Genomic DNA, 22685 nt, shown 5'->3' with positions numbered 1-22685 from the left:
ATAAGGTTTATGGTTTTGATCGTATACTAGTTTTGTCCGGATAAATCCGATGGGCATATATTCGTACAAGTTTTTGAAATATTCCTGTTCCTTCTGTGCCTTGATCTTTGCCCGGTGGAGTTCCATGCAGATACTGATGATATTTCCCAAAGTGGCGAACCATTGATAGTCTTCAGGACTCCATTGCCGGTATTCATCGGCAATATCTATACCCATATAACCCCACACCTGTTCCTGCGCAATCATCGGGATTACCATAAGAGATCTGATTTTGCGGGAGGCTAAAAATGCTTTTTCCAGCTGTGCTTCTGCGGGCAGTTCGTCCAGATTGAATAAAAGAATCGGATGGCGTAGGAGCATTTCTTCGGTCCACCACGGGGTGTTGTGGGTGGGGAGATCGTGCAAGCGTTCCTGTTGCGGAATCACTCCCTGTACATTAACCTCGAAGGTACAGTTTTGCCGCTGCTTTTCCCAGTCGTATTCGACGATATAAGCCCGGCTACCATGAAATTGCTCCAATAAATTTTCCAGAATTTTGCAAATGACTTCCTGCGTATCCTCTGTTTTCAAAAAAGCTAACAGCGAACGGGAAATATCGTTTTGCTGGTGCAGGCGGACATTGAATTTGGCAAGTGCTTTTTCTGCCTTAATTTCGCGTGGATCGGTAATATATTGTAAAAATCCCCAGGCTATCAGGTGACCGTTGGTATCGGTTTCCTTTTCTCCGAGCTGCGAATGGACCCAGATTTCTCCATATGGGGTTTGAAGAGGAAAGGTTTGGTCATAAATCTCTTCCTGCTTGATAGAAGCGAATTCCCGTGTAATCATATTCCGGTAGCCGGCGTGAATCAACTGACGAAAATCTTCGAAAGAAATTATTTCGGAATCCAGTCCTAAAAGCTTAATGATATAATCCGAACAGATATATATTTTATCATGAAAATCAGCTTTCCACCAACCGATTTTTGCCCTGTCCATCAATTGTTGAAGACGGGAAATGCTTATATTTTGTATGGCCATGGGTAGAATATAGGATTAGTGTGTAATTCTGCAATACAAGTTTTATTATTCGTACGAAAATAAGCAATATTTGCCACTTTTTACCTATTTACTTGTTTAATAATTGTGTATCTTGCAAGCCCGGAGCAAATTTGCTCCGGGCTAAAAAACTGACAGGATAGAAGGATCTTGCCGATAAGGTAAAAAGAAATGAGACTTTTTAAAAGTAAAGAAAAATTATCCGAGAGTGAGTCTGCGTATTTGGCTGATATAGAACAAAAAATCAAGGCTTACAAAGCGAAGGGATACCGGGTCCCTACCCGTAAAATGATTAAAACGGCGGCCCAGATAAAAGGGATTCGCCGCAGTGCCGCTATCAATACGGCGGTTTTGGATTTGGTGGCTGCCCATATCCATGAAGGTATGACGACGGAAGAAATCGATACATTAGTCTACAATTTTACGATCGCTCACGGAGCTATTCCTGCTCCCTTGAATTATGAGGGATTTCCGAAGAGTGTGTGTACCTCGGTGAACGACGAAGTATGCCACGGTATTCCTTCCAAAGACGTTGTATTGAGAAATGGGGATATTATCAATGTAGATGTTTCTACGATTCTGGATGGTTATTTTTCGGACGCTTCGCGGATGTTTATGATCGGTAAAGTAAGTCCTGAAATGCAGCGTTTGGTGCAGGTAGCCCGAGAATGCCTGGAAGCCGGTTTGCAAGCCGCCCGTCCCTGGGGCTTCCTGGGGGATATCGGGGCTGCCGTTCAAGAACATGCCGAAGGCAACGGGTATTCTGTCGTACGGGAATTCGGCGGGCATGGGGTGGGACTCAAATTTCATGAAGATCCTTTTGTCAGCCATGTCGGACGCCGCGGTACCGGTGTTTTGCTGGTACCGGGAATGGTATTTACTATCGAACCGATGATCAATATGGGATCCCGCAAAATTTTTATCGATGCCGATAACGACTGGACGGTATTGACAGACGACGGTATGCCTTCTGCACAATGGGAGTATACGGTGCTGATCACCGATACCGGGGCGGAGATCATCACCGGATAGATCAGAGATAACGGATTATTTCTTCCGGACGGTCTACAATATGACAGGCTCCGTTTTCTGTCAGTTCCTGACGGGGACGGAAGCCCCAGCTGACGCCGATGGAAGTGATGCCACTGCGCCGGGCTGTTTGCATATCTACCCCCGAATCTCCGATATACAACGCATCCGCAGGAGTTATTCCGGTTAGGTGTAAGATCTCGTAGACAATTGCCGGATCGGGTTTTGCAGGTATGTGCCCGCGTTGTCCCAGTACAACCTTGAAAAGATCCGTGCCGAAATAATGCCGGATCAGCTCGACGGTCCCCTGATGATATTTATTGGAAGCTACAGCAAGCTGTATACCTTTGGCCGATAAGTGTGACAATAATTCCGGGATACCCGGATAAGGGCGGGTCAGGTCTGTCTTGTGTCGCTGATAATAGCCTACAAATTCTTCCCGTAACTGCAGGATAGTCGGTTCACAGCGTTCCGCTTCGGGTAAAGCCCGTTCGATCAATTTTGTAATACCGTTTCCGACAAAATAGCGGTAAGCCGGCAATTCATGTTCCGGATAGCCATGTTGCCGGAGAGCATAGTTGGCACTTACAGCAAGATCGTCGATGGTATTCAGTAGCGTCCCGTCTAAATCGAATATAACCAGTTTTTTATTCATCTTGTTTTCAATTCTTTATACATCATTTCATAAGTAGGTACAGGAAGGTGGAGGGCTTTACCGCTTTCAACCACATAACCGGTCAGCGTTTCTAATTCTGTCGGTTTGTGCTTCCTGAAATCCGTATGCATCGAAGTGGTGGCGTCATAAGGCATTTTCTCCTGGTCGGCAATGACTTGCCGGATCATATCTTGAGGTAGATGTATCCCCTGGGCCTGTGCTACTGCATAAAGTTCTTCGCCCAGCTTTTCATAACCGGAACGATGAAATTCGAGTACTTCTCCTATGCTTTGATCATAGTATGAAGTGAGGGTGGCACTCAGAGAGATCAGAAAGAATTTTCTCCAGATCCGGTCGTGTATGTCTGCGGGATTTAAAGCTGAGATACCTGCCCGGCTCATCAATTGCAGCAATTCGGCCTGACGCAGACGGTTGCCTTCCGGATCACCGAACCAAAGCCGGTCCTGCTCTGTAAATTTACTGACTGTTCCCGGAGCCGAAAGCCGGGCTCCGATATACACACAACCGTACCAAACCTGGTGTCCCGGGACTAGCCGCCGGATTTCTTCCGTAATATTCGCTCCGTTTAATAAAGGAATAATAACGGTCGACGGCCCGATAAGAGGACGTATTTCTTCAAGATTTCCGGCTAAATCATAGCTTTTGGTGGTACAGAACAGATAGTCGACCGGGCCGATGTCCTTCGGAGAATGAGTCGCCAGGGTCGGATGGACGATGATTTCTTCGTGCAGAGTCTGAATTTTCAGTCCTTCACGTGAAATGACTTCCAGATTTTCCCCCCTCGAAATAAAGTAAATTTTAATGTTTTCTGATTGCCGGTAAAAATGAGCCAGTTTGCCCCCATAGTAACCCCCGACACCGCCGATCCCTGAAAATGCAATTTTAATCTCCATACTACTTTCTTTCCGATTCGACTCCAAAAGTATGTTTTTTGTCAGAAAGATCAAAAATGAGGGGGAATTAAATAATTGTAACGAATAAGTGACAGAATGATTCTATGATAAAGGATCCTGAGGGCGCTTTGTTTATGGCCCTATGTTGGCCGCCGGGGACTGTGTAAGTCCCGCGGACAAGGTGCCCGCAGGATCCGAAGACTTTATAAGCTAAAACGTTATGCCGAAGCTGAACATACCGATGTGTTCGTAAATTGTGCTGAGCAGGCCTAATATCAGAATACCTGCCGTGCAGACAATCAGGCTGAGACGGGTATAGATATCGGAACGGACAGGGGCGATAGCTTCTTCGGTTTTGTTGATAAACATGGCTTTGACAACCAGCAGATAGTAATAGAGGGAAATGATCGTATTCAGCAGGGCGATGAATACCAATACATAAAATCCCTGTTCGGCTGCGGCGGCAAAGATGAAAAATTTACTGAAAAAACCGGCAAACGGAGGAATCCCTGCTAAAGAGAATAAAGCCAGCATCATGACGATACTTAACTTCGGATTCGTGGAATACAGACCGTTGTAGTCGTCGATCGTGATCTTGCCTGTCCGGTTTTCGATGATGGCGATCACCCCGAAAGCAGCCAGGTTGGAGATCATATACACCAGGATATAATATACCAGTGACGTCATCCCGATAGCGCTCCCGCTGATCACTCCCAGCATAATATATCCGGCTTGTGAAACCGAAGAATAAGCCAGAAAACGCTTCAAATTCTGCTGGCGGATGGCAAACAGGTTGGCTACGGTGATGGTTGCGATAATGATGACATACAGGATTGCCTGCCATTCTGTCACCAGATTACCGAATACTTTAAATAATAGAGTCATCAGTACGAAAGCTGCCGACCCTTTGGAAATTACCGAAAAATAAGAAGTCACCGTAGTCGGTGCACCTTCATAAACGTCGGGTGTCCATTGGTGGAAAGGCACCAGTGAAATCTTAAAAAACAATCCCACGATAAAAAATCCGAAGGCCATATATTGGAGCGGATTCCCTGAAATTCCTGCCGGTATGTCGGCAAAATAAAGTGTACCGACCGTCCCGTAGATCAGGGAAATACCGTAAAGCGACAATCCCGAAGCGAAAGTGGCCGAGAGAATATATTTAGCCCCGGCTTCTGCCGACTGGTGTTTGTATTTGTCGAATGCAGACAACACGGCCATCGGAATAGAGGCTGTCTCCAGGCCGATGAAAAATAACAGAAAATTGCCCGCAGAAATCATGAAATACATACCCAGCAAGGAGGAGAACAGAATCAGGTAAAATTCTCCCCGGCGGATCAGGACCGACTCGCTGTTTACCCAATTATAAGCCTGGAGCAGGACAATAAGCGTACCTGTGTTCAGGATAGTTTTTACGATCGAACCGATGGGGGTGCACACATACATCCCTCCGAAAGCCTCTGCCGTCCCGGCAGGGAAAAGATTCAGTAGTGTATGGGCCAGAAACAATACACAGGCTACCGGATGAAAATATTTCAGGCTTTTCTGAGAGCCGAACAAGTCGTATACCAGCAGGATCAACATGACGGCGATCAGTGAAAGCTCTTCTTTTAGGAACAGAAAATTAGAATATCCCATATTTAATAATTTTACGATTTACGATATCTTAAAACGGCCACAATCCGTTTAAACTTTCCCGGATCATATCCGATATCCACAACGGAGCCAGCCCTATCCCTGCAATGGCGAGGATCAGGACGATGGCCGAAAAACGTTCGTACCATACAGCATCGGTCAGTTGCAGGTGGTGTTCGTCGACCACTTTGCCATAGAGTAGTTTACCGACAACCCGCAGGATATAGACGGCAGTGATCACAATCGAAGTGCAGGCCAGGATAGTCATCACCCGGTGGAATACATCGGCATGCTGGAAGGAACCGACAAAAATAGTCATCTCGGCTACAAAACCGCTTAGACCGGGAAGTCCTAATGAAGCCAAACCGGCGATCACATAGCAGGCCCCCAGGAAGGGGATAATCTTCATCAGGCCTCCCATTTCCCGGATATCCCGGGTATGGGTCCGTCCGTAAATCATACCGATCAATGCGAAGAACAATGCTGTCATCAGTCCATGGCTCAGCATCTGCATAATGGCTCCTGTCATGGCCGTCTGATTAAGCATCAGGATTGCGAATAATACCAGACCGCAATGGCTGACCGAGGAATACGCATTGATGTATTTCAGGTCGGTTTGGACAATAGCCGAATAAGCACCGTAAACCACACTGATACCCGTCAGGATAATGAATATCCACGAAAGCTCTTTAGCTGCTTCGGGCATAAGGCAAATGGCCACCCGGAAACAACCGTAGCCTCCCAGTTTCATCAGCACGCCGGCGTGAAGCATCGACACCGCTGTGGGCGCTGAAGCATGACCGTCGGGACTCCAGGTGTGGAAAGGAAAGAGAGCTCCCAGTACACCAAAACCGATAAAGGTAAGCGGGAAGAACCACCGTTGCAATTCGTCCGGAATATGCTGACGCGCAATGTCAAGAATGTTCATGCTTGTCGCTCCCGAATTGAAATAGATACCCAATATCCCGACGAGCAGCAGGGCCGAACCACCCATCAGCATCAGGGTCAGCTTCATGGCTGCATATTCTTTTTTACCGGTGCCCCAAACTCCGATCAACAGGTACATCGGGATGAGGGCGATCTCATAAAACATAAACATGGTGAAGAGGTCGGTGGAGATGAAAAAACCGAAGACACCGATACTCAACAGACAAAACCACATAAAGTATTCCCGGGGCAAGAGTTCCATCTTCCACGAAGTGAATATGCCGGTGAATACGATAATGGAAGATAATAATAACATAGCGACCGAAATGCCGTCGACCCCCACCGAATAATGAATATGAAACGGGGCATACCACACGCTGCTGGCGGTGAAAAGCATTTCTGCCGTATTTCCGCTGTTCCTTTCTCCCAGAAACAATACCGTCAGTGCTACGGCAAGAAGCAGCAGGAGGGAAGCTCCTGTCGCACAAACTGCACGAATTTGTTTGATGTCCGATGCCAAAAGTAAACCTCCTAACATCAAAACCGGGATCAGAACGAATAAGGATAAGAAATTCATAATGTTCAATTTTATAATTTACGATCCTATATCAACACCACTAATAAAACAAGCAATAAAGTGCCCACCAGGAAAACAAAAGCATACTGTTGGATTTGTCCCGACTGTAATCCGCGGATAGCGTACGACACCCGTTGGGTAATATAGGCCATTCCGTTCATGGTACCGTCGATGATGTGGCGGTCGAACCAGGCGATCGGGCGGGATACACCGTTGAAAATGATTCGTTTGGTGATAAACAGGTAAAACTCGTCGATGTAAAAACGGTGATAGGCTGCTTTATAGAAATGGGCATACATATGTTGCAGCCGGTCGGGAATGTCGCACTTCGATTTGTAAAAGAAAGTGGCGATACCGATGGCGATTAAAGCGATTATAATGCTGGGAATGGCGACACTCCAATCCAGGTGGATGTGGTAAACCAATCCGTCGCTGCTCACAAAATGCCCGAACGGGATGAAACCTGCAAAAAGTGTGATCGCGGCAAGGATCATCAGGGGAATGGTCATCGAGCGGGGAGCTTCGTGGGGAGTATGTGCGTACTGTGACGGAGTGCCCCAGAAGATATTGTAGTAGAGCCGGAACATGTAAAAAGCTGTCAGACCGGCAATAAAACTCATCAGGATACCGAAATTCGGGTTGAAATCGAAAACGGCTGTCAGAATCTCGTCTTTACTGAAAAATCCGGAAAAAGGAGGAATTCCCGATATGGCCAGACAAGCGACGAGGAAGGTCAGATGCGTAAAAGGCATATATTTACGCAGACCACCCATGCGGCTCATTTCATTGCTGCCGATGGTATGGATGATGGCTCCTGCGCAAAGGAAGAGCAGGGCTTTGAACATGGCATGTGTGAAAAGGTGGAACATCGAAGCCATATAGCCGAGTCCCTGATGGTCTCCCATACCCGAGACTCCGAGCGCAACCATCATGAAACCGATCTGAGAGATGGTAGAAAAAGCCAGTACCCGTTTGATATCGGTTTGTACGCAGGCTACTACGGCTGCATACAACGAAGTAAAAGCCCCGACATAACCGATGCCGACCAACACATCCGGGGCTGCACTGACGTATACAGGGAACAGACGGGCCACGAGAAAAACGCCGGCAACCACCATCGTTGCTGCATGAATCAGAGCCGATACCGGGGTAGGACCTTCCATCGCGTCCGGTAACCAGATGTGTAATGGGAACATTGCCGATTTTCCGGCCCCACCGATGAATATCAGAGCCAAGGCCCAGCTCATCACGGAAGCTCCCATGAAAGTGACACCTGCAGCTCCTGCAAAAACGGAAGCATCACCGGAAGTCAATAATTCGAAGCTGAATGTCTTGGTGAAATACGACAGCAACAGAATGCCCAGTAAAAAGCCCAGGTCGGCAAAACGGGTGACGATAAACGCTTTTTTCGAAGCTGCGATGGCTTCGGGTTTTGTGTAGTAGAATCCGATCAGCAGGTAGGAAGAAACACCCACCAGCTCCCAGAAAATATACATCTGGAAAATATTGGGAGCTACTACCAGACCTAACATAGAAAAGGTGAACAAGGATAGAAAAGCGTAGTAACGCTGAAAACCGCGTTCGCCTTTCATATAGCCCATACTATAAATATGTACCATCAGCGATACCGTTGTGATGACCACCAGCATCATGACAGAAATCGGATCCAGCAATATACCCAGATCGATGTGGAGGGCTTCTGTGAAACGCAGCCATTCGAAATCGACAGGCATTATCCGGGCAAATACACCGTCTACCCGGGGAGCTGAAAAATAGAGTCCTGCAGTGATATAGGCCAGGCCTGTTGTGACAGCCAGAGAGAGGCTGCCGATATAGCCGGCTGTGTTCGGACGGAGTTTCATCCCGAATAATCCGAGCACCAGGAAAGTGAGCATCGGAAGCAGGAGGATCGATATTGTATATTCCATAATCTGAAGTTTAGTCTTTCAATTTATTTAAATTCTTCACCTGAATATTCCGGATGTTCCGGTATATATTGATAATGATTGCTATGGCCACTGCTGTTTCACAGGCCGATATTCCGATAGCGAACAGGGTGAAGAAAAAACCTTCCAGTTGGTCCGGGAATAAAAAACGGTTGAAAGCCACAAAATTGATATCTACAGAATTCAGAATCAATTCAATAGAAATCAATACCGCTAACATATTCCTGCGGGTCATGAACCCGTAGATTCCGGCGAAAAACATGATCGTGCTGATCACCAGATAATATTCCATCGTTATTTCCATACTATTCAATTTTCATGTTTAACGTTTCCGGGCGATCAGGATACCCCCGATAATACAAGCCAACAACAAAACACTGATTACCTCGAAAGGTAACAGATACTGGTATTTCTCCGTCCCCATCAAAGCGGTTCCGATCACTTTCTGGTTGATCTCACCGGGTACGAAATGCGATACCGGGAACGAGTGGGTAAGCGTGATAAAGATACAGAGGGCTGCACCTCCTACCGCAGCCAGTATGCCGGCAAAAAATTTGCTGTTTTTGATCTTGTCGGCTTTCTTATTGTCGGAACTGGTCAGAAGAATCGAGAATACGTATAATACGATGATTCCTCCGGCATATACAGTCAGCTGTACGGCTCCCAAAAAGGAATAGTTCAACTCGAAATATATACCTGCCGTAGCAAATAACACGAACAGCAGATAAGTCGCCGAACGCAATATCCGCTTCGTGGTGACGGTCAGTATGGAGCAGACGACGATCACTGCTGCCAAAAATAAAAAGACCGCTTGGGGGAGAGTTATATTCATAAGATTTCTTTTATAATATACTTAATTCAATCTTTTGCCGGTCAGGCTTCATTTGTGGTTTCCAACCTGGAACCTTCGTGGTTTAGTTGGAGTACCAGTTTCTCACGGGTAAAAACGGCGTGTTCGTAGGTCGGGATAAAAGTAATGGCCTGATGGGGACAGCTCCGCACACATAGCTGGCAATACAGACAGCTACCGTGGTCATACAGATACCGCACCAGTACCTTTTTCTTTTTTCCGTCTTCGGTAGTTACCATTTCCGATTCGACACGGATGGTATCGTTCGGACAATTCATTTCACAGATACCACAGGCGACGCAATGGTGTTCGTTGCGTTCGTTGTGGGGCATCGTCAGCTCACCCCGGAAACGGTCGAACATTTTCAGGGTAGCCCGGTTCTCCGGATATTTTTCAGTAGTCTTGGGGGTGAAAAATTCCCGGAGGGTAATGCTCATTCCTTTCAGTAATGAACCTAAACCATTGAAAAATGAACTGAAATATTCTTGTGTACTTCTCATAAATCTTGCTAAAAATGTAATTTGAATACCACCACAAAGACCATCAGGAACAGGTTACACAAATTAATGGGCAACAGGTATTTCCATTCCAGTGTCAGCAACTGGTCGATACGCAGGCGGGGGAATGTCCATTTAAACCACATGATGATAAATACCATAACGGCACTTTTTCCCAGAAACCAAAAGATCGAAGGGATGTAGTCCATCACGGTGTTGAAATTTTCCCAACCCGGTATATGTAAAGGCATCCAGCCGCCCCAGAATAAGGTAGTCGCTACGGCTGCCACAATAAACATATTGACGAATTCGGCCACGTAGAAGAAACCGAAGTGCATGCCCGAATATTCGGTATGGTAACCTGCTGTCAGTTCCGATTCGGCTTCGGGTAAGTCGAAGGGACCGCGGTTGGTTTCTGCCGTACCTGCGATCAGATAGACGATAAAAGCGATTAAAGCCGGGAGATGGCCTTTAAAGATAAACCAGCCGTCTGCCTGGCTTTCGACAATCGTCGAGAGCTGCATGCTGCCGGTAAGCACTACCATCGTCAGGATCGATAACCCGATCGATAGCTCGTAGCTGATCATCTGGGCTCCGCTTCGCATGGCCCCGATCAGGGAGAATTTGTTGTTACTGGCCCAACCTGCCAGCAAAATACCGACAATACCGATGGAGGATACTGCGATCAGGAAAAATATCCCGACATTGAAATCGATAATCTCCAGCCCTTTGGCAAAAGGTATACAACTAAAAGCCAATAAAGAGGCTATGATGACAATGTAAGGAGCCAGGTTGAACAGAAAACGGTCTACATGATTGATCTCGATGATCTCCTTGATCAGCATCTTGATCATATCGGTGACAGTTTGTATCATTCCGAAAGGACCTACCCGGTTCGGACCCAGACGGCATTGGAAGAAAGCACAGACTTTCCGCTCTGCATAAATCAGGCCGAGTGCCATGACTGCATAAGCGACCAATAAACAGACACCGACCAGGACAAATTCAGTGGTGGTGACCAGCGAGGCGGGCAGATATTGGTGTAGGGTGGCGTCGACCCATTGTGTTACTACTCTAAAATCAAACATATCTTATTCTCATTTATCTTTCATCTATCATCTTTCATTTCTTATCGGTCGATGTCCGGAACGACATAGTCCAGTGAGCCGCCGATAGCGATCAGGTCGGCAATTTTGTTGTTGCTGGCGAGCAGATCGACTACCGATACCAGCGGAAGACCCGGCGAACGGAATTTCACCCGGTACGGGAATTTATCTCCGTGGCTTTCGATATATACACCGAATTCTCCCCGGGCGGCTTCGACACTCTTGTAGTATTGGCCTTCCGGAAGTTTGATGATCGGTTTGGTCTTAACGGCGAAATCTCCCTCCGGAATATTGTCGACCAGCTGCTCCAGAATGTGAAGCGATTCGACGATTTCATCCATACGCACCATGTAGCGGTTGAATGTATCTCCATGGTTGTAAGTGATTTCTTTGAAATCGACTTTATCGTATACCCCGTAAGGATGAATTTTACGGATATCGCATTTCCAGCCTGAGGCACGTCCCGAAGGACCGGTTACTCCATAGGAAATAGCATCTTCCAGAGAAAGAATACCGATGTCTTTCATCCGCTGCCGGGCGATAATATTACCGGTGAAAACACCATGATATTCTTTTAGCATAGGGGGCAGGTATCGGATGAAATCTTTGATCCTTGTGATCAGATTCGGATGGATGTCGGCCATGACTCCTCCGATGCAGTTGTAATTCTGAATCAAGCGGCCCCCACAGGTTTCTTCGAACATGTCCAGGATCTTTTCCCGGTCGCGGAATCCATAGAAGAAAGCGGTCAGGGCTCCCAGGTCCATACAGAAGGTGGACCAGAACAGAAGATGGGAAGCAATACGGGTCAGTTCGTCCATAATCGTCCGGATATATTTGGCCCGTTCCGGGATTTCCAGCCCCATCGCCTCTTCGATACACATACACAAGGCGTGACGGTTCATATGGGCCGAAAGGTAATCCAGCCGGTCGGTCAGTGCCAGAGTCTGGGGATAGGTGAGGGTTTCACACATTTTTTCGATACCCCGGTGGATATATCCACAGTTGACATCCACTTTTTTTACGATTTCTCCTTCCAGGGATACCCGGAAACGGAGCACTCCATGTGTGGCAGGGTGTTGGGGGCCGATGTTTACGACGTATTCGTCATCTTCGAAAATAACGTTTTCCCTTGCTTCGATCGTCCCTTCTTTTGTCAATTCCAGGGTAGGGGTTGCATCCGGGCTGCTTTCACTTTCCAGACGGATGGGGTTGATCTTTTCGTCCGCATCGTAATCTTTACGCAACGGATAACCGATCCAGTCGTTCCGCAGGAATAACCGACGCATGTCGGGATGGTTGATAAACCGGATACCATAAAAATCGAATACTTCACGTTCGTTGAGGTTGGCTGTAGCCCAAATGTCCGAGACACTCGGCAATTCGGGATTCTCCCGGTTTTCGGTTTCAACCCGTAAGGCCAGGTCGTGACCGTATTTGCTGGATCTCAGATGGTACATGACGCCCAGGGTTTCGCCCCAGTCCATACCGGTCATACATACCAGAAAATCGAACGAAGTATCCTTGTCGTTGCGCAAACGAAGGGCCAGATCATGAAAAGAGGTACGTGGAACGCTGACGAACCATATTCCATGTTTTTCTTCCAGGACGGCTTCCGGTACAATACTTAATATCTTCTCTTTCATAAATTGTTCGGATTACATTGGGGGGTAGCTTCGTCATTACTGTCCCTGGGGTCTTGCTGTTTGTTGGCTCCTCCGAGGAATTTCTCGACTTTGATTTTCCGTTGCAGCTGCATCATGCCGTAAAGCAGCGATTCAGGACGGGGAGGACAACCGGGAACATAGACATCTACCGGTAATATTTGATTTACACCTTTTACGACATGGTAGGATTTCTTGAACGGTCCGCCCGATATGGCACATCCCCCCATAGCGATGACATATTTGGGTTCGGCCATCTGATCGTACAACCGCCGTAATACCGGAGCCATTTTGTGAACGATAGTACCGGCAACGATGATTACATCCGCTTGCCGGGGACTGGCCCGGGTGACTTCAAACCCGAAACGGGCAAAATCATAACGTGCCGCACCCACTGCCATAAATTCAATACCACAGCAGCTGGTGGCAAAAGTAAGAGGCCATACCGAATTCGAACGCCCCCAGTTGATGAGATCGTCCAGGCATCCCACAATGATGTCGGTGCCGTTGGCCCTAAGTTGTTCGAGGTACTCATTATCTTTAAAGTCCTCATATTTCATTGATTTTATCTTGGGTTGTTTCATCGTTTTTCCGTTATTTTTTGTTCTGACTTTCCCCTTCTCTTCATCTCCAGCCTTTTACTTTTTACCTTTTTTTACTTCCATTCCAGTGCCCCTTTTCTCCAGGCATAGGCTAAGCCGAGGATCAGGATAACCATGAAAAACAAAATGTTGATCAATCCGTCGATACCTGCGTCCTGTACGGTGACGGCCCAGGGAAATAAAAATACCGCTTCTACATCGAACATCAGGAACAGGATCGCAAACAAATAATAACCGGCTTTGAACTGCATCCACGAACGGCCACGGGTTGGAATACCGCATTCATAAGCTTCTCCCTTTTGCCGGTTATAAGAACGGGGAGATACGATGCGGGCGACGCCAAGGGCAATCCCCACTAAAGCAATAGCCGTAAGAATTACGACAATTAATAAGGTCAAATTCATAACAGAATATGTTTAAAAAATACCTAAAATACTGAACTATCGGCGTCCGTTTCCAGACGATACTTCTTTATTTGAACGAATCGGCGATTTAAATAATAATTTTTTGTAGCGTATAGATGTAGTAGTCGGTGTGATCCGGCCCGGTGAAAACTGCTTGCCGGGGAATGAATTTATTCAAGGGATCTTCTGCCGGTGATTGTATTTTATTATGCCTGGACTGAATAAATAACCTGATGAAAACTTTTTTATCCAGCGTTTTGTGTGTGGTTTCTTCCGTGAGGTCACCTGCATTGAAATGCAGGAAAGATACGAGTGAGTCCAACATATTATCCGCTTGATTAATAATCGTGATATTAGACTGGACAGGAAGACATACCTTGGGGGCATCGTTGGCTTTACAGGTCTCTGACAAACAGTTACCTGTTACAAATAATAATATGATCCATTTAATAATTTGCACACTCATTTTTTTGAACGTGCGAATATACGATTTAATTTTTAGGTTTGGGATACAATTTATATTAAAAAAAACTGAATTAATTCGGCAATATTCCTTTACCTTTGCCGGTGATTACTGAGTGGGAGGCCCATCTTCAATCCTCTGTTTAAATAAATCACTATGGATAAATTACTTTCTCCGATGCAGGATTTACAACAACAATCGGCCATGCTGCAAAAAGAATACGAATATGAAAAAGAGTTGTATCGTCAGCAGACCCGTGAGGCCGGTATTCCGAAGCGAATCCAGCAAGGAGTGTGTTGGTTTCCGGTGAAGCTTGGGGCCGATCGGTATAATTCACTCAACCAGCTGACAGTCGAAGTAACGCGTACAGAGACGGAAGAGACTGAACATAGCTTTGAATACGGACGTCCTGTTTGTTTTTTTAGGATTTCGGCTGACCGGCAGATCCGTTATTTCAACTTTTCTGCTGTGATCAGTTATGTACAGGATAATAAAATGGTAGTTGTACTTCCCGGACCGCAGGTATTGCCGGAATTAGTCGTTACGGGTGAGTTGGGGGTACAGTTGTATTTTGACGATACTTCGTATAAGACGATGTTCGCTGCCCTGCGTGAGGTGGCAGAGGCAAAGGGGAATCGTACGGCTCGTTTGCGGGAGGTATTACTGGGTAAAGCACCTGCACTTCGGCGGGAGACCGGTCCGGTGCGTTTCCCCTGGCTGAATGTTTCGCAGGAGAAGGCAGTGAATCAGGTGTTGTGTGCAAAAGAGGTGGCTGTCGTACACGGACCTCCTGGAACCGGTAAGACGACGACATTGGTGGAGGCTGTTTATGAAACCCTTCACCGTGAAAATCAGGTGATGGTGTCTGCCCAGAGTAATACGGCGGTGGATTGGATTGCAGAAAAACTGGTCGATCGGGGTATCCCCGTGCTTCGTATCGGAAATCCTACCCGGGTAAACGATAAGATGCTCGCTTTTACTTACGAACGTCGTTTCGAGGCACATAGCGATTATCCGGAATTGTGGCAAATTAGAAAGACTATACGGGAGATGACCGGCCGTTTACGTAAAAGCGGGCGTGAAGACCGGGAGCGTTTGCATAATCAGCTGACTAAATTGCGGGTAAGGGCGACCGGCTTGGAGATACGTATCGATACGGAGTTGTTTACCGAAGCCAGGGTTATCGCCTGTACCTTGGTGGGTGCGGCTAGCCGGGGATTGGAGCGTAAACGCTTTTCTTCTTTGTTTATCGATGAGGCTGCCCAGGCGATCGAAGCGGCTTGTTGGATCGCGATCTCCCGGGCCGACCGGGTGATTCTGGCCGGCGATCATTGCCAGCTACCGCCGACGATCAAATGTATAGAGGCTGCCCGGGGAGGGCTCGGCCGTACTTTGCTGGAGAAGGTGGTGCTGCACAAACCGGAGACCGTGTCTTTGTTGAAAATCCAATACCGGATGCATGAAGATATTATGCGCTTCCCTTCCCGCTGGTTTTATCATGATGAGTTGGAAGCGGCACCGGAAGTGAAATACCGGGGTATCCTCGATTTCGATACGCCTGTCAGCTGGATCGATACTTCAGAACTGGATTTACAGGAAAAAGCAGTGGCAGAAGGAACCGGACGTCTGAATACCGGAGAAGCCGAATTGTTAGTCCGGGAACTGAAAAATTATATGGAACGGATCGGAATCCGGCGTATTTTGGAGGAGCATATCGATTTCGGGGTGATATCACCTTATCAGGCACAAGTCCACTATTTAAGGCATCTGTTGAAAAAAGAGCCGTTCTTTCGTCCTTGCCGTCGCCTGATCACCGTGCATACGGTTGATGGTTTTCAAGGGCAAGAGCGGGATGTGATTATGATCAGTCTGGTCAGGGCCAACGAAAAAGGGCAGATCGGTTTCTTGCGGGATCTGCGGCGTATGAATGTAGCCATTACCCGGGCCCGGATGAAATTACTGATTTTGGGCGAAGCGGTGACGTTGACCAGACATCCTTTTTACCGCGAGTTGTATGAATATATCGGTGGGCTCCGGTGAGATCAGAATAATTCTTGCCGGATATGTTCGATATCTGCTTCGTCGATGGTGTCGATGATGTTATCGAATATCATGTGAAAGCCGAAAATACCTTCAACCATTTCATCGATGGCATGTTGTTTGGGAACATGCTGAAAAACCATTCGGTACATGGCTGCTACGGCTCCTGTCCGGTCGCTGCCATGCCAGCAATGGAAGAGTAGGGGACCTTTCCGGTCGCGGATGATCTGCATGGCAGTGACCAGATCGTCCAGCCTGAGCAATGTGGCCCGGGTGGGGAGGTGATGCAGGATCAGCGAGGTGCCCTGTGCTTCTTTGGTGTCGGTGTGGTAGCAACGGAGATTCAGTATTTCCCGCATACCGAATTTTTCCAATTCCCGGAAGCAAGCTGCGGACGGCTGGTCCGAACGATATACCCCGTCTCCGATCCGGTAGAAGTTTTTCAACCGGCATTTATTACCCAGGGTGATTTTCTCTGTCTTCAGGTCCGGTAGGTGAATGGTGTATGGATACATGGTTGGTTTGGATTTCATTTGTTTTTTTATTGATCAGAATAAATCCGGTCACGATCAGGGCCAAAGCAATCGGATCGTGCCACGAAAATTTCTGTAGTCCCATCAGGATGGAAACAGCAGCACCGGTGACCGGCAGGACGTATTTATAAGCACTTTCTACGAAGGGGGTGATGTAGTTTAGGGCGTAAACACTCAAAAAATAGCCGATCACGGTGGCAACGAAAAGTATATAACAAATTTCGAGCCAGATGTGAAGGGGTGCCTGGGCGGAAAATAAAGGTGATCTGACCAGATCTGACAGCCCGAAAGGTAAGCTGATGATCATCGAAGATAAGCTCATCCATTTCATGACGGTGACCGAATCGAATTTTTGAGTATAAGGTTTGATCAGGATCAGAAAGAAGGAGTAGGAAACCGAAGAGCAGAAAACCAGGACATCGCCTCCGAACGAGTCTTTCACCAGGCTTCCGGTGTGGGGCATAATGGAGGCATAAAGGGCGCCTGCAATACCGAGTAGAATACCGAAGGCTTTGTATTTGGTAAATACGGTATGCAGAAAAATAACCGCCAGGGCAATGACGATGATCGGTTGGGTGGTGCGGATGACAAAAGCATCGATAGGCCCGGTCAGTGAAAGTCCATTGATATAAAACAATAAGTTACCTCCTAAGCCGAGTATACCGCCCAGTATCATCATTCCGATTTCTTTTTTTTGGGGGTGCGGACGATCGGAAGAAGTCGGGAAATAAAGGCCGATTAGCCAGAAAACCAGGGTACTGGCAGAGCAACGGAGTAACACCAACCCGTTGGGACCGATCCATTCGGGAATGATGACTTTCATAAAATTGGTGTTGAAACTATAAATGAAAGTGGTGGCCAGAATCATCAGATGACCGATATAAGCTTTGGATTTGGGCATATGTTCTTTTTAAGTTACTCAGCGATTCGGTAACTTTTTAAACGTTGGAAACTTTACTTTGTTACAGAACGTTTAATAAGCAATATACGATTTTATAAATAATAAAAATAAAACATATGAAGACAGTGATTGATAGGGCGAATACACGGGGACATGCTGATTACGGCTGGCTGAATACCTGGCATACTTTTAGTTTTGCAGACTATTATAACCCACAGCGGATTCATTTCGGGGCTTTACGGGTGCTGAACGACGATACCGTTACCCCCGGAATGGGGTTCGATACCCATCCCCACAAAAATATGGAGGTGATCTCGATTCCTTTGAAAGGTTACCTGAGGCATGGAGATAGTCTGGAGCACAGTGAGGTGATTAGTCCCGGGGATATTCAGGTGATGAGTACAGGTAGCGGGATTTATCATAGTGAATTCAACGATAGTAAAACTGAAAATCTGGAGTTTTTACAGATTTGGGTTATTCCTCGTGTAAATAATACTAAGCCGGTCTATAAAAGCTATGATATCCGCCAGGTAGACATGAAAAATCGTTTTGGCTATATAGTGGCTCCTCATGGCACTGCTCCTGGCGGTATTTTACAGGATGCCTGGTTTGCATTGGGAAAGTTAGAGAAAGGTAAAAAGATCGGGTATCATCTGCACCAGAAGAATACAGGCGTTTATTGTTTTGTCATCGAAGGTGAAATCTGTATCGAAGGTACTGATTTGTCGCGACGTGATGGTATGGGTATCACGGAGACAGACCATTTTCAGGTGGAGGCACGGAGTGAGGCTTATGTGTTGTTGATAGAAGTGGCTATGATTTAGCGTTCATCGAAGACTAAAGTTTGTAAAAATGATTTTCTTGTAAAGAAAAAACTTTATTTTTGAATGAAGAAAATGGAAAACAGGAAAATCATACACATCGATATGGATGCATTTTATGCTTCTGTCGAGCAGCGTGATCATCCCGAATACCGGGGAAAACCTTTGGCCGTAGGACGCCCGGAGGAGCGGGGTGTGGTGGCTGCTGCCAGTTATGAAGCCCGTAAGTTCGGTATTCGTTCGGCAATGTCTTCTATGCAAGCTCTTAAATTGTGTCCTGATTTAATTTTTGTACGGGGACGTATGGAACATTATAAAGCCGTGTCGGAAGAGATCCATCGGATCTTTCATGAATACACGGACCTGATAGAACCTTTAGCTTTGGACGAAGCTTTTTTGGATGTCACCGAAAATAAAAAGAATATTCCTTTAGCCGTAGACATTGCCCGGGCTATTAAAAAAGAGATTCGCGAGAAATTGGGGTTGGTGGCTTCGGCCGGAGTCTCTTATAATAAATTCCTGGCGAAGATTGCTTCGGATTATCGCAAACCGGACGGTCTTTTTGTTATCCATCCCCGTAAAGCAGCTGCTTTTATCGCTCGTTTGCCTATCGAAGTATTTTGGGGGATTGGTAAAGTGACTGCCCATAAAATGCATGCACTGGGGATACATAACGGAGCACAACTCCGCAATTGTTCGTTGGAATTTCTTAACCGGAATTTTGGGAAGGCCGGCCAGTTGTATTACGATTTCTCGCATGGGGTAGATCTTCGTCCTGTGGAGGTGGTCCGGATACGTAAATCGGTTGGGTGTGAGAATACTTTCGAAAAAGATCTGACAACCCATACTGCACTGATTATTGAGCTGTGGCATGTGGCCGATGAATTGATCCGGCGTTTAAGGAAAGCCGGATTCAAAGGACATACGTTGACGCTGAAAATCAAATTCCACGATTTTACACAGAAGACCCGTAGCATCAGTGTAGGACACGAATTGTATACAATGAAAGAAATTCTGCCTTTAGCCAAGCAGTTGTTAGCCGGTTTGCAGCTGACTCATTACCGTATCCGGTTGATGGGACTTACCGTATCTAATCCGGTTTCTTCTCCCGATGATCCGGAACAAGGGATTCCGACCCAGTTGGAAATTAATTTTTAACCGGTAGCAGTAAGGTAACCGATTTACGCATTTTCAATGCGGATGGGAGAATCGTCCGGCCGGTCTGGGACCGGAGTCTTGTGGATCTGCATCGGAAATGCGTTGGTCAGAAGGGGAAAAGGCCGCTTACACTTTGTAGCTATAAGTCAGTCCTTTGTTGGGAGCAGCATATAAGTTAGTGATTTCAAAATTGATATCGCCTCCCTGGATATTGTTTTCTAAACGGATTTCGATACGATGGCGGCACTGAGGTTGGATGGTATATTCCCTGAAATAAACGAGACCGGGATTATGCCGGGTCTTTTTGAGATGGAAGGTCAGATCGGAATTGTTTTTCAGGGTAATAACGATGCTTTTTTCATTTCGTTTTATATCCTCGATGTCGATCGATTTTTCGAATAACTCTTTCAGCCATTGTTCTTCGGCGATAACTTTCTCATCCATATATACTGCAGTCCTGCGATGTAATAAAGCTTCACGGATTCCTTCAGCCGAACGTTCCCGGACAAATACGAAGGTCATCGTACGGTGTTGGCCCCGTGCAAAATCGATATCTGTCTGGATGGGTTGATGGATATCCGATGTGCCGATCATGGTCAGTTTCTTTTCCATACACCAGCGTTGTGCTTCCGGGGAGTATTTTTTTCCATTAGCGACTTCTATACCCTGCATATATCCTTCTTCATACAGACGGGTATGTTCATTCCACCAGAGGGTCGTATCGGGTTGTTGACGGTCCCAACCCGGATGATTCCAGAAAATGAATGCATTTTGCCGGCGTGCTGCTTTGAACGAATCCATATATTCCTTTTGTTCCAGGGCGTCGCAGTCGCTTAGAAAAATGGCATTGAAATGTCCGGGAGCCATCGGGCGGGTAATTTCGCTTCCTCTGATTAAAATTACCTGGTTATTCCGGGCTGTTTTCTCTGCAATTTCATAGGATCGGTTGTGCGAAGCAATAATATCCTGGCGATGGGGACGGTACTCCAGGTGTTCGGTCAGGGCGATCGCATCCAACCCCTCCCGGTAAGCTTCGTCGACACGTACCGTCGGCCAGACCAAACCATCGGAAAATACTGTATGTATATGGAAATCACATTTCAATGTCCGGTATCCTTCCGGATCGGGTACACGAATTTCATTTCTGACTTGAGCTTTACCCCAAAAAGCAAAACAGAGAATTAACACACCGATAATACTACTTTTTTTCATAATAGAGTTATTTAATCATTTATCCGGTTTCAAAAGTAAATCCTGGAAATGACAGAGTGGTTGCCAAAAAGTGAAGAAAATAATAAGTAAGGCAGTTATATACATATTTACACTTATAAGCGTACAGTTAGGATAAACATGTATATAAACACCATAAGTAAATATTAGCTTGGTGGTCAATGATATGGGAGAATAAGTAGAGTTTTCACAGATTATTCATTGTATTTTTGTGTTTAAAATTTTGCAGCGAATAGAAAATGTCCTATATTTGTACCCGCAAAACAAAAGAGAGTTCTTTAAAACAAGGGCAGTTACCAGAGTGGCCAAATGGGGCTGACTGTAACTCAGCTGGCGTAGCCTTCGGTGGTTCGAATCCATCACTGCCCACAGATTTTAAATTGCGACTGTTTCTGACAGTCGTTGATTAAAAAAAGCTTTTATCGTCAGAAGTTTGATTTTGTAAGGTAAAAACTTTTTTAATCAGTAAGAAAGACAATGTCTTTCGTAATTTAAGGTTTGTTTATGCCTCTCCCTTCGGATCGGCGGGCATAGCGAGTCCATCCAGTGTGTGAGGGAAATATTTTGCGGAAATAGCTCAGTCGATAGAGCACTAGCCTTCCAAGCTGGGGGTCGCGGGTTTGAGTCCCGTTTTCCGCTCTCTGAATGAGGTAGTTACGAAAGTAGCTACCTTTTTTATTTTGTGGTTTTTCGTGGTTTGGGGGCATCTGTTTAAACCGAGGTTTAAACCAACTTTAGCCATGAACGCCTCTATTTCAGTGGTTTGTTACAAATCAAAAATACTTTATTTAAACCAAGGTTGATAGCAATTCAGGTCCTCAAATCCAACGGACCGGATAGGGCAAAAAAGATAGACGGGTCTTACCCATTTGCAAATTTTGAGAATCGTCCGGTTTCATTGTCTGTTGTTAAACTTTTATTATCAGCACAAATTTATTACTTTTGTTTTACAAAACTTAGATTCAGAGAAACACGCTGCAAATCTAAGGTTTGCAGAAAGAGAATGACTACATGAATCTGATTGAATCAAATATGGATAAAATCATTGCCTTGTGCAAGAAGTACAAGGTTAGTAAATTATTTGTGTTTGGTTCTATCCTCACGAATCGTTTTAATAAAGAAAACGATGTTGATTTTATAGTTAATTTCGACAAAGCACAGGTAACAGATTATTTTAGCAATTTCTTTGACTTGAAATACGCTTTAGAAGATGTTCTGGGGAGAGAAGTTGATTTACTGGAAGAACACGCTATCTGTAACCATTACTTGAAAGAAAATATAGAGCGAACCAAAGCGTTGATATATGGATAACTTTACCAAGAACACTTGCAAGATATACTTAATGCGCTTGATGACATTGAAACATTCTTTGACAGGCAACTGAAATTGTTTGAAGAATTTTGTCGAGATATACGTTTATAAAGAGCGACTGGCTTTAATCATTTAGTTGTGCTGTCTTTTCTTGAGAAGTTTCGGTTTGGGACTTTCCAAAAATATCAGGATATAACATTTTTAATCTCTCCATGTTTACATGCCTGAATAAATCCATTTCATGGAGAATGGGATAGTGTTCCACACCAAACCATTCTGAATCGGTGGTTTTTCCTTTCTCATGCAATTTTATAGGAATAAACTAGTTAAATATATCAGAATATCAGATATTTATGTCTATGATAATATATTGATTCGACATTC

Annotated in this window: 22 protein-coding genes and 2 tRNA genes; 7 read left to right on the top strand and 17 right to left on the bottom strand. The window is 45.8% G+C overall.

Annotated elements, in window-relative coordinates:
* The coding region (locus WS34_RS10840; protein ID WP_046404784.1) for a GAF domain-containing protein at nt 1–1020 on the bottom strand (1020 nt) is incomplete at its 3' end.
* A 189-nt stretch (nt 1021–1209) separates the two neighbouring features.
* Between WS34_RS10840 and map the strand changes: the two genes are divergently transcribed.
* Entirely contained in the window at nt 1210–2070 is an 861-nt protein-coding gene (map, locus tag WS34_RS10835; RefSeq protein WP_046404777.1) for a type I methionyl aminopeptidase, read from the top strand.
* A 1-nt stretch (nt 2071) separates the two neighbouring features.
* Here map and WS34_RS10830 read toward each other — a convergent pair whose 3' ends face one another.
* The 13 genes from WS34_RS10830 to WS34_RS10770 form a co-directional block, all read right to left on the bottom strand.
* A complete protein-coding gene (locus tag WS34_RS10830; protein WP_046402605.1) occupies nt 2072–2722 on the bottom strand; it encodes an HAD family hydrolase in 651 nt (216 codons plus the stop codon).
* A complete protein-coding gene (locus WS34_RS10825) occupies nt 2719–3636 on the bottom strand; it encodes a ketopantoate reductase family protein (protein ID WP_046404774.1) in 918 nt (305 codons plus the stop codon). Before WS34_RS10825 ends, WS34_RS10830 begins: the two co-directional genes overlap by 4 nt.
* A 210-nt stretch (nt 3637–3846) precedes the next feature.
* The gene (locus WS34_RS10820) at nt 3847–5274 is read right to left on the bottom strand and encodes an NADH-quinone oxidoreductase subunit N (RefSeq protein WP_046404773.1); all 1428 of its coding nucleotides are present in this window, start codon (nt 5272–5274) and stop codon (nt 3847–3849) included.
* Nucleotides 5275–5302: 28 nt separating this feature from the next.
* Nucleotides 5303–6775 (bottom strand): complex I subunit 4 family protein, encoded by a 1473-nt coding sequence (locus tag WS34_RS10815; RefSeq protein ID WP_046402609.1) that lies wholly within the window; start codon nt 6773–6775, stop codon nt 5303–5305.
* A 26-nt stretch (nt 6776–6801) separates the two neighbouring features.
* Nucleotides 6802–8703, bottom strand: coding sequence for an NADH-quinone oxidoreductase subunit L (gene nuoL, locus WS34_RS10810; RefSeq protein WP_046404771.1), 1902 nt, complete (start codon nt 8701–8703; stop codon nt 6802–6804).
* Between the two features lie 10 nt (nt 8704–8713).
* The gene (nuoK, locus tag WS34_RS10805) at nt 8714–9013 is read right to left on the bottom strand and encodes an NADH-quinone oxidoreductase subunit NuoK (protein ID WP_041557249.1); all 300 of its coding nucleotides are present in this window, start codon (nt 9011–9013) and stop codon (nt 8714–8716) included.
* A gap of 30 nt (nt 9014–9043) precedes the next feature.
* Nucleotides 9044–9553: an NADH-quinone oxidoreductase subunit J family protein gene (locus WS34_RS10800; RefSeq protein WP_013611698.1), complete on the bottom strand. Its 510-nt coding sequence runs from the start codon at nt 9551–9553 to the stop codon at nt 9044–9046.
* 41 nt (nt 9554–9594) lie between these two features.
* Complete coding sequence (locus tag WS34_RS10795; RefSeq protein WP_046404769.1) at nt 9595–10071, bottom strand: 4Fe-4S binding protein; 477 nt, start codon at nt 10069–10071, stop codon at nt 9595–9597.
* 8 nt (nt 10072–10079) lie between these two features.
* The gene (gene nuoH, locus WS34_RS10790; RefSeq protein ID WP_013611696.1) at nt 10080–11156 is read right to left on the bottom strand and encodes an NADH-quinone oxidoreductase subunit NuoH; all 1077 of its coding nucleotides are present in this window, start codon (nt 11154–11156) and stop codon (nt 10080–10082) included.
* A 41-nt stretch (nt 11157–11197) separates the two neighbouring features.
* Nucleotides 11198–12820, bottom strand: coding sequence for an NADH-quinone oxidoreductase subunit D (locus WS34_RS10785; RefSeq protein ID WP_229057724.1), 1623 nt, complete (start codon nt 12818–12820; stop codon nt 11198–11200).
* A complete protein-coding gene (locus WS34_RS10780; protein ID WP_046402611.1) occupies nt 12817–13422 on the bottom strand; it encodes an NADH-quinone oxidoreductase subunit B in 606 nt (201 codons plus the stop codon). Before WS34_RS10780 ends, WS34_RS10785 begins: the two co-directional genes overlap by 4 nt.
* A 71-nt stretch (nt 13423–13493) precedes the next feature.
* Complete coding sequence (locus WS34_RS10775; RefSeq protein ID WP_013611693.1) at nt 13494–13844, bottom strand: NADH-quinone oxidoreductase subunit A; 351 nt, start codon at nt 13842–13844, stop codon at nt 13494–13496.
* Between the two features lie 88 nt (nt 13845–13932).
* Entirely contained in the window at nt 13933–14304 is a 372-nt protein-coding gene (locus WS34_RS10770; protein ID WP_140398529.1) for a hypothetical protein, read from the bottom strand.
* 159 nt (nt 14305–14463) lie between these two features.
* On the opposite strand from WS34_RS10770, the gene WS34_RS10765 reads away from it, so the two are divergent.
* Complete coding sequence (locus tag WS34_RS10765) at nt 14464–16347, top strand: AAA domain-containing protein (protein WP_046404767.1); 1884 nt, start codon at nt 14464–14466, stop codon at nt 16345–16347.
* Nucleotides 16348–16349: 2 nt separating this feature from the next.
* Here the strand turns inward: WS34_RS10765 and WS34_RS10760 are convergent, their stop codons facing one another.
* Nucleotides 16350–16862, bottom strand: coding sequence for a tyrosine-protein phosphatase (locus tag WS34_RS10760; protein WP_013611690.1), 513 nt, complete (start codon nt 16860–16862; stop codon nt 16350–16352).
* Complete coding sequence (locus WS34_RS10755; protein ID WP_013611689.1) at nt 16804–17781, bottom strand: DMT family transporter; 978 nt, start codon at nt 17779–17781, stop codon at nt 16804–16806. Before WS34_RS10755 ends, WS34_RS10760 begins: the two co-directional genes overlap by 59 nt.
* A 116-nt stretch (nt 17782–17897) precedes the next feature.
* On the opposite strand from WS34_RS10755, the gene WS34_RS10750 reads away from it, so the two are divergent.
* Nucleotides 17898–18605 carry a pirin family protein gene (locus WS34_RS10750; protein ID WP_046404766.1) on the top strand — a complete coding sequence of 236 codons (708 nt, stop codon included), beginning with the start codon at nt 17898–17900 and terminating at the stop codon, nt 18603–18605.
* A gap of 72 nt (nt 18606–18677) precedes the next feature.
* The gene (gene dinB, locus WS34_RS10745) at nt 18678–19760 is read left to right on the top strand and encodes a DNA polymerase IV (RefSeq protein WP_046404779.1); all 1083 of its coding nucleotides are present in this window, start codon (nt 18678–18680) and stop codon (nt 19758–19760) included.
* A gap of 126 nt (nt 19761–19886) precedes the next feature.
* Here the strand turns inward: dinB and WS34_RS10740 are convergent, their stop codons facing one another.
* Nucleotides 19887–20972, bottom strand: coding sequence for an Sb-PDE family phosphodiesterase (locus tag WS34_RS10740; protein ID WP_046404765.1), 1086 nt, complete (start codon nt 20970–20972; stop codon nt 19887–19889).
* Nucleotides 20973–21277: 305 nt separating this feature from the next.
* Here WS34_RS10740 and WS34_RS10735 point away from each other — a divergent pair.
* From WS34_RS10735 to WS34_RS10725, 3 genes are all read left to right on the top strand, one after another.
* Nucleotides 21278–21359: transfer RNA gene (locus tag WS34_RS10735), tRNA-Tyr, on the top strand.
* A gap of 197 nt (nt 21360–21556) precedes the next feature.
* Nucleotides 21557–21629, top strand: a tRNA-Gly gene (locus tag WS34_RS10730).
* 372 nt (nt 21630–22001) lie between these two features.
* Nucleotides 22002–22301, top strand: a complete 300-nt coding sequence (locus WS34_RS10725; protein ID WP_046402442.1) for a nucleotidyltransferase family protein — start codon at nt 22002–22004, stop codon at nt 22299–22301.
* Nucleotides 22302–22685: the final 384 nt, after the last annotated feature.

Source organism: Odoribacter sp. N15.MGS-14, assembly GCF_000980245.1.
Lineage (GTDB): Bacteria > Bacteroidota > Bacteroidia > Bacteroidales > Marinifilaceae > Odoribacter > Odoribacter splanchnicus.
The sequence above is the reverse complement of the archived record's forward strand: the minus strand, read 5'-3'. Positions and strand labels throughout refer to the sequence as shown.

Excerpts from the sequence above, each read along its gene's own strand:
- map (WP_046404777.1), top strand. The coding sequence starts at position 1,210 with ATGAGACTTTTTAAAAGTAAAGAAAAATTATCCGAGAGTGAGTCTGCG.
- WS34_RS10830 (WP_046402605.1), bottom strand. The coding sequence starts at position 2,722 with ATGAATAAAAAACTGGTTATATTCGATTTAGACGGGACGCTACTGAAT.
- WS34_RS10825 (WP_046404774.1), bottom strand. The coding sequence starts at position 3,636 with ATGGAGATTAAAATTGCATTTTCAGGGATCGGCGGTGTCGGGGGTTAC.
- WS34_RS10820 (WP_046404773.1), bottom strand. The coding sequence starts at position 5,274 with ATGGGATATTCTAATTTTCTGTTCCTAAAAGAAGAGCTTTCACTGATC.
- WS34_RS10815 (WP_046402609.1), bottom strand. The coding sequence starts at position 6,775 with ATGAATTTCTTATCCTTATTCGTTCTGATCCCGGTTTTGATGTTAGGA.
- nuoL (WP_046404771.1), bottom strand. The coding sequence starts at position 8,703 with ATGGAATATACAATATCGATCCTCCTGCTTCCGATGCTCACTTTCCTG.
- nuoK (WP_041557249.1), bottom strand. The coding sequence starts at position 9,013 with ATGGAATATTATCTGGTGATCAGCACGATCATGTTTTTCGCCGGAATC.
- WS34_RS10800 (WP_013611698.1), bottom strand. The coding sequence starts at position 9,553 with ATGAATATAACTCTCCCCCAAGCGGTCTTTTTATTTTTGGCAGCAGTG.
- WS34_RS10795 (WP_046404769.1), bottom strand. The coding sequence starts at position 10,071 with ATGAGAAGTACACAAGAATATTTCAGTTCATTTTTCAATGGTTTAGGT.
- nuoH (WP_013611696.1), bottom strand. The coding sequence starts at position 11,156 with ATGTTTGATTTTAGAGTAGTAACACAATGGGTCGACGCCACCCTACAC.
- WS34_RS10785 (WP_229057724.1), bottom strand. The coding sequence starts at position 12,820 with ATGAAAGAGAAGATATTAAGTATTGTACCGGAAGCCGTCCTGGAAGAA.
- WS34_RS10780 (WP_046402611.1), bottom strand. The coding sequence starts at position 13,422 with ATGAAACAACCCAAGATAAAATCAATGAAATATGAGGACTTTAAAGAT.
- WS34_RS10775 (WP_013611693.1), bottom strand. The coding sequence starts at position 13,844 with ATGAATTTGACCTTATTAATTGTCGTAATTCTTACGGCTATTGCTTTA.
- WS34_RS10765 (WP_046404767.1), top strand. The coding sequence starts at position 14,464 with ATGGATAAATTACTTTCTCCGATGCAGGATTTACAACAACAATCGGCC.
- WS34_RS10760 (WP_013611690.1), bottom strand. The coding sequence starts at position 16,862 with ATGTATCCATACACCATTCACCTACCGGACCTGAAGACAGAGAAAATC.
- WS34_RS10755 (WP_013611689.1), bottom strand. The coding sequence starts at position 17,781 with ATGCCCAAATCCAAAGCTTATATCGGTCATCTGATGATTCTGGCCACC.
- WS34_RS10750 (WP_046404766.1), top strand. The coding sequence starts at position 17,898 with ATGAAGACAGTGATTGATAGGGCGAATACACGGGGACATGCTGATTAC.
- dinB (WP_046404779.1), top strand. The coding sequence starts at position 18,678 with ATGGAAAACAGGAAAATCATACACATCGATATGGATGCATTTTATGCT.
- WS34_RS10740 (WP_046404765.1), bottom strand. The coding sequence starts at position 20,972 with ATGAAAAAAAGTAGTATTATCGGTGTGTTAATTCTCTGTTTTGCTTTT.
- WS34_RS10725 (WP_046402442.1), top strand. The coding sequence starts at position 22,002 with ATGAATCTGATTGAATCAAATATGGATAAAATCATTGCCTTGTGCAAG.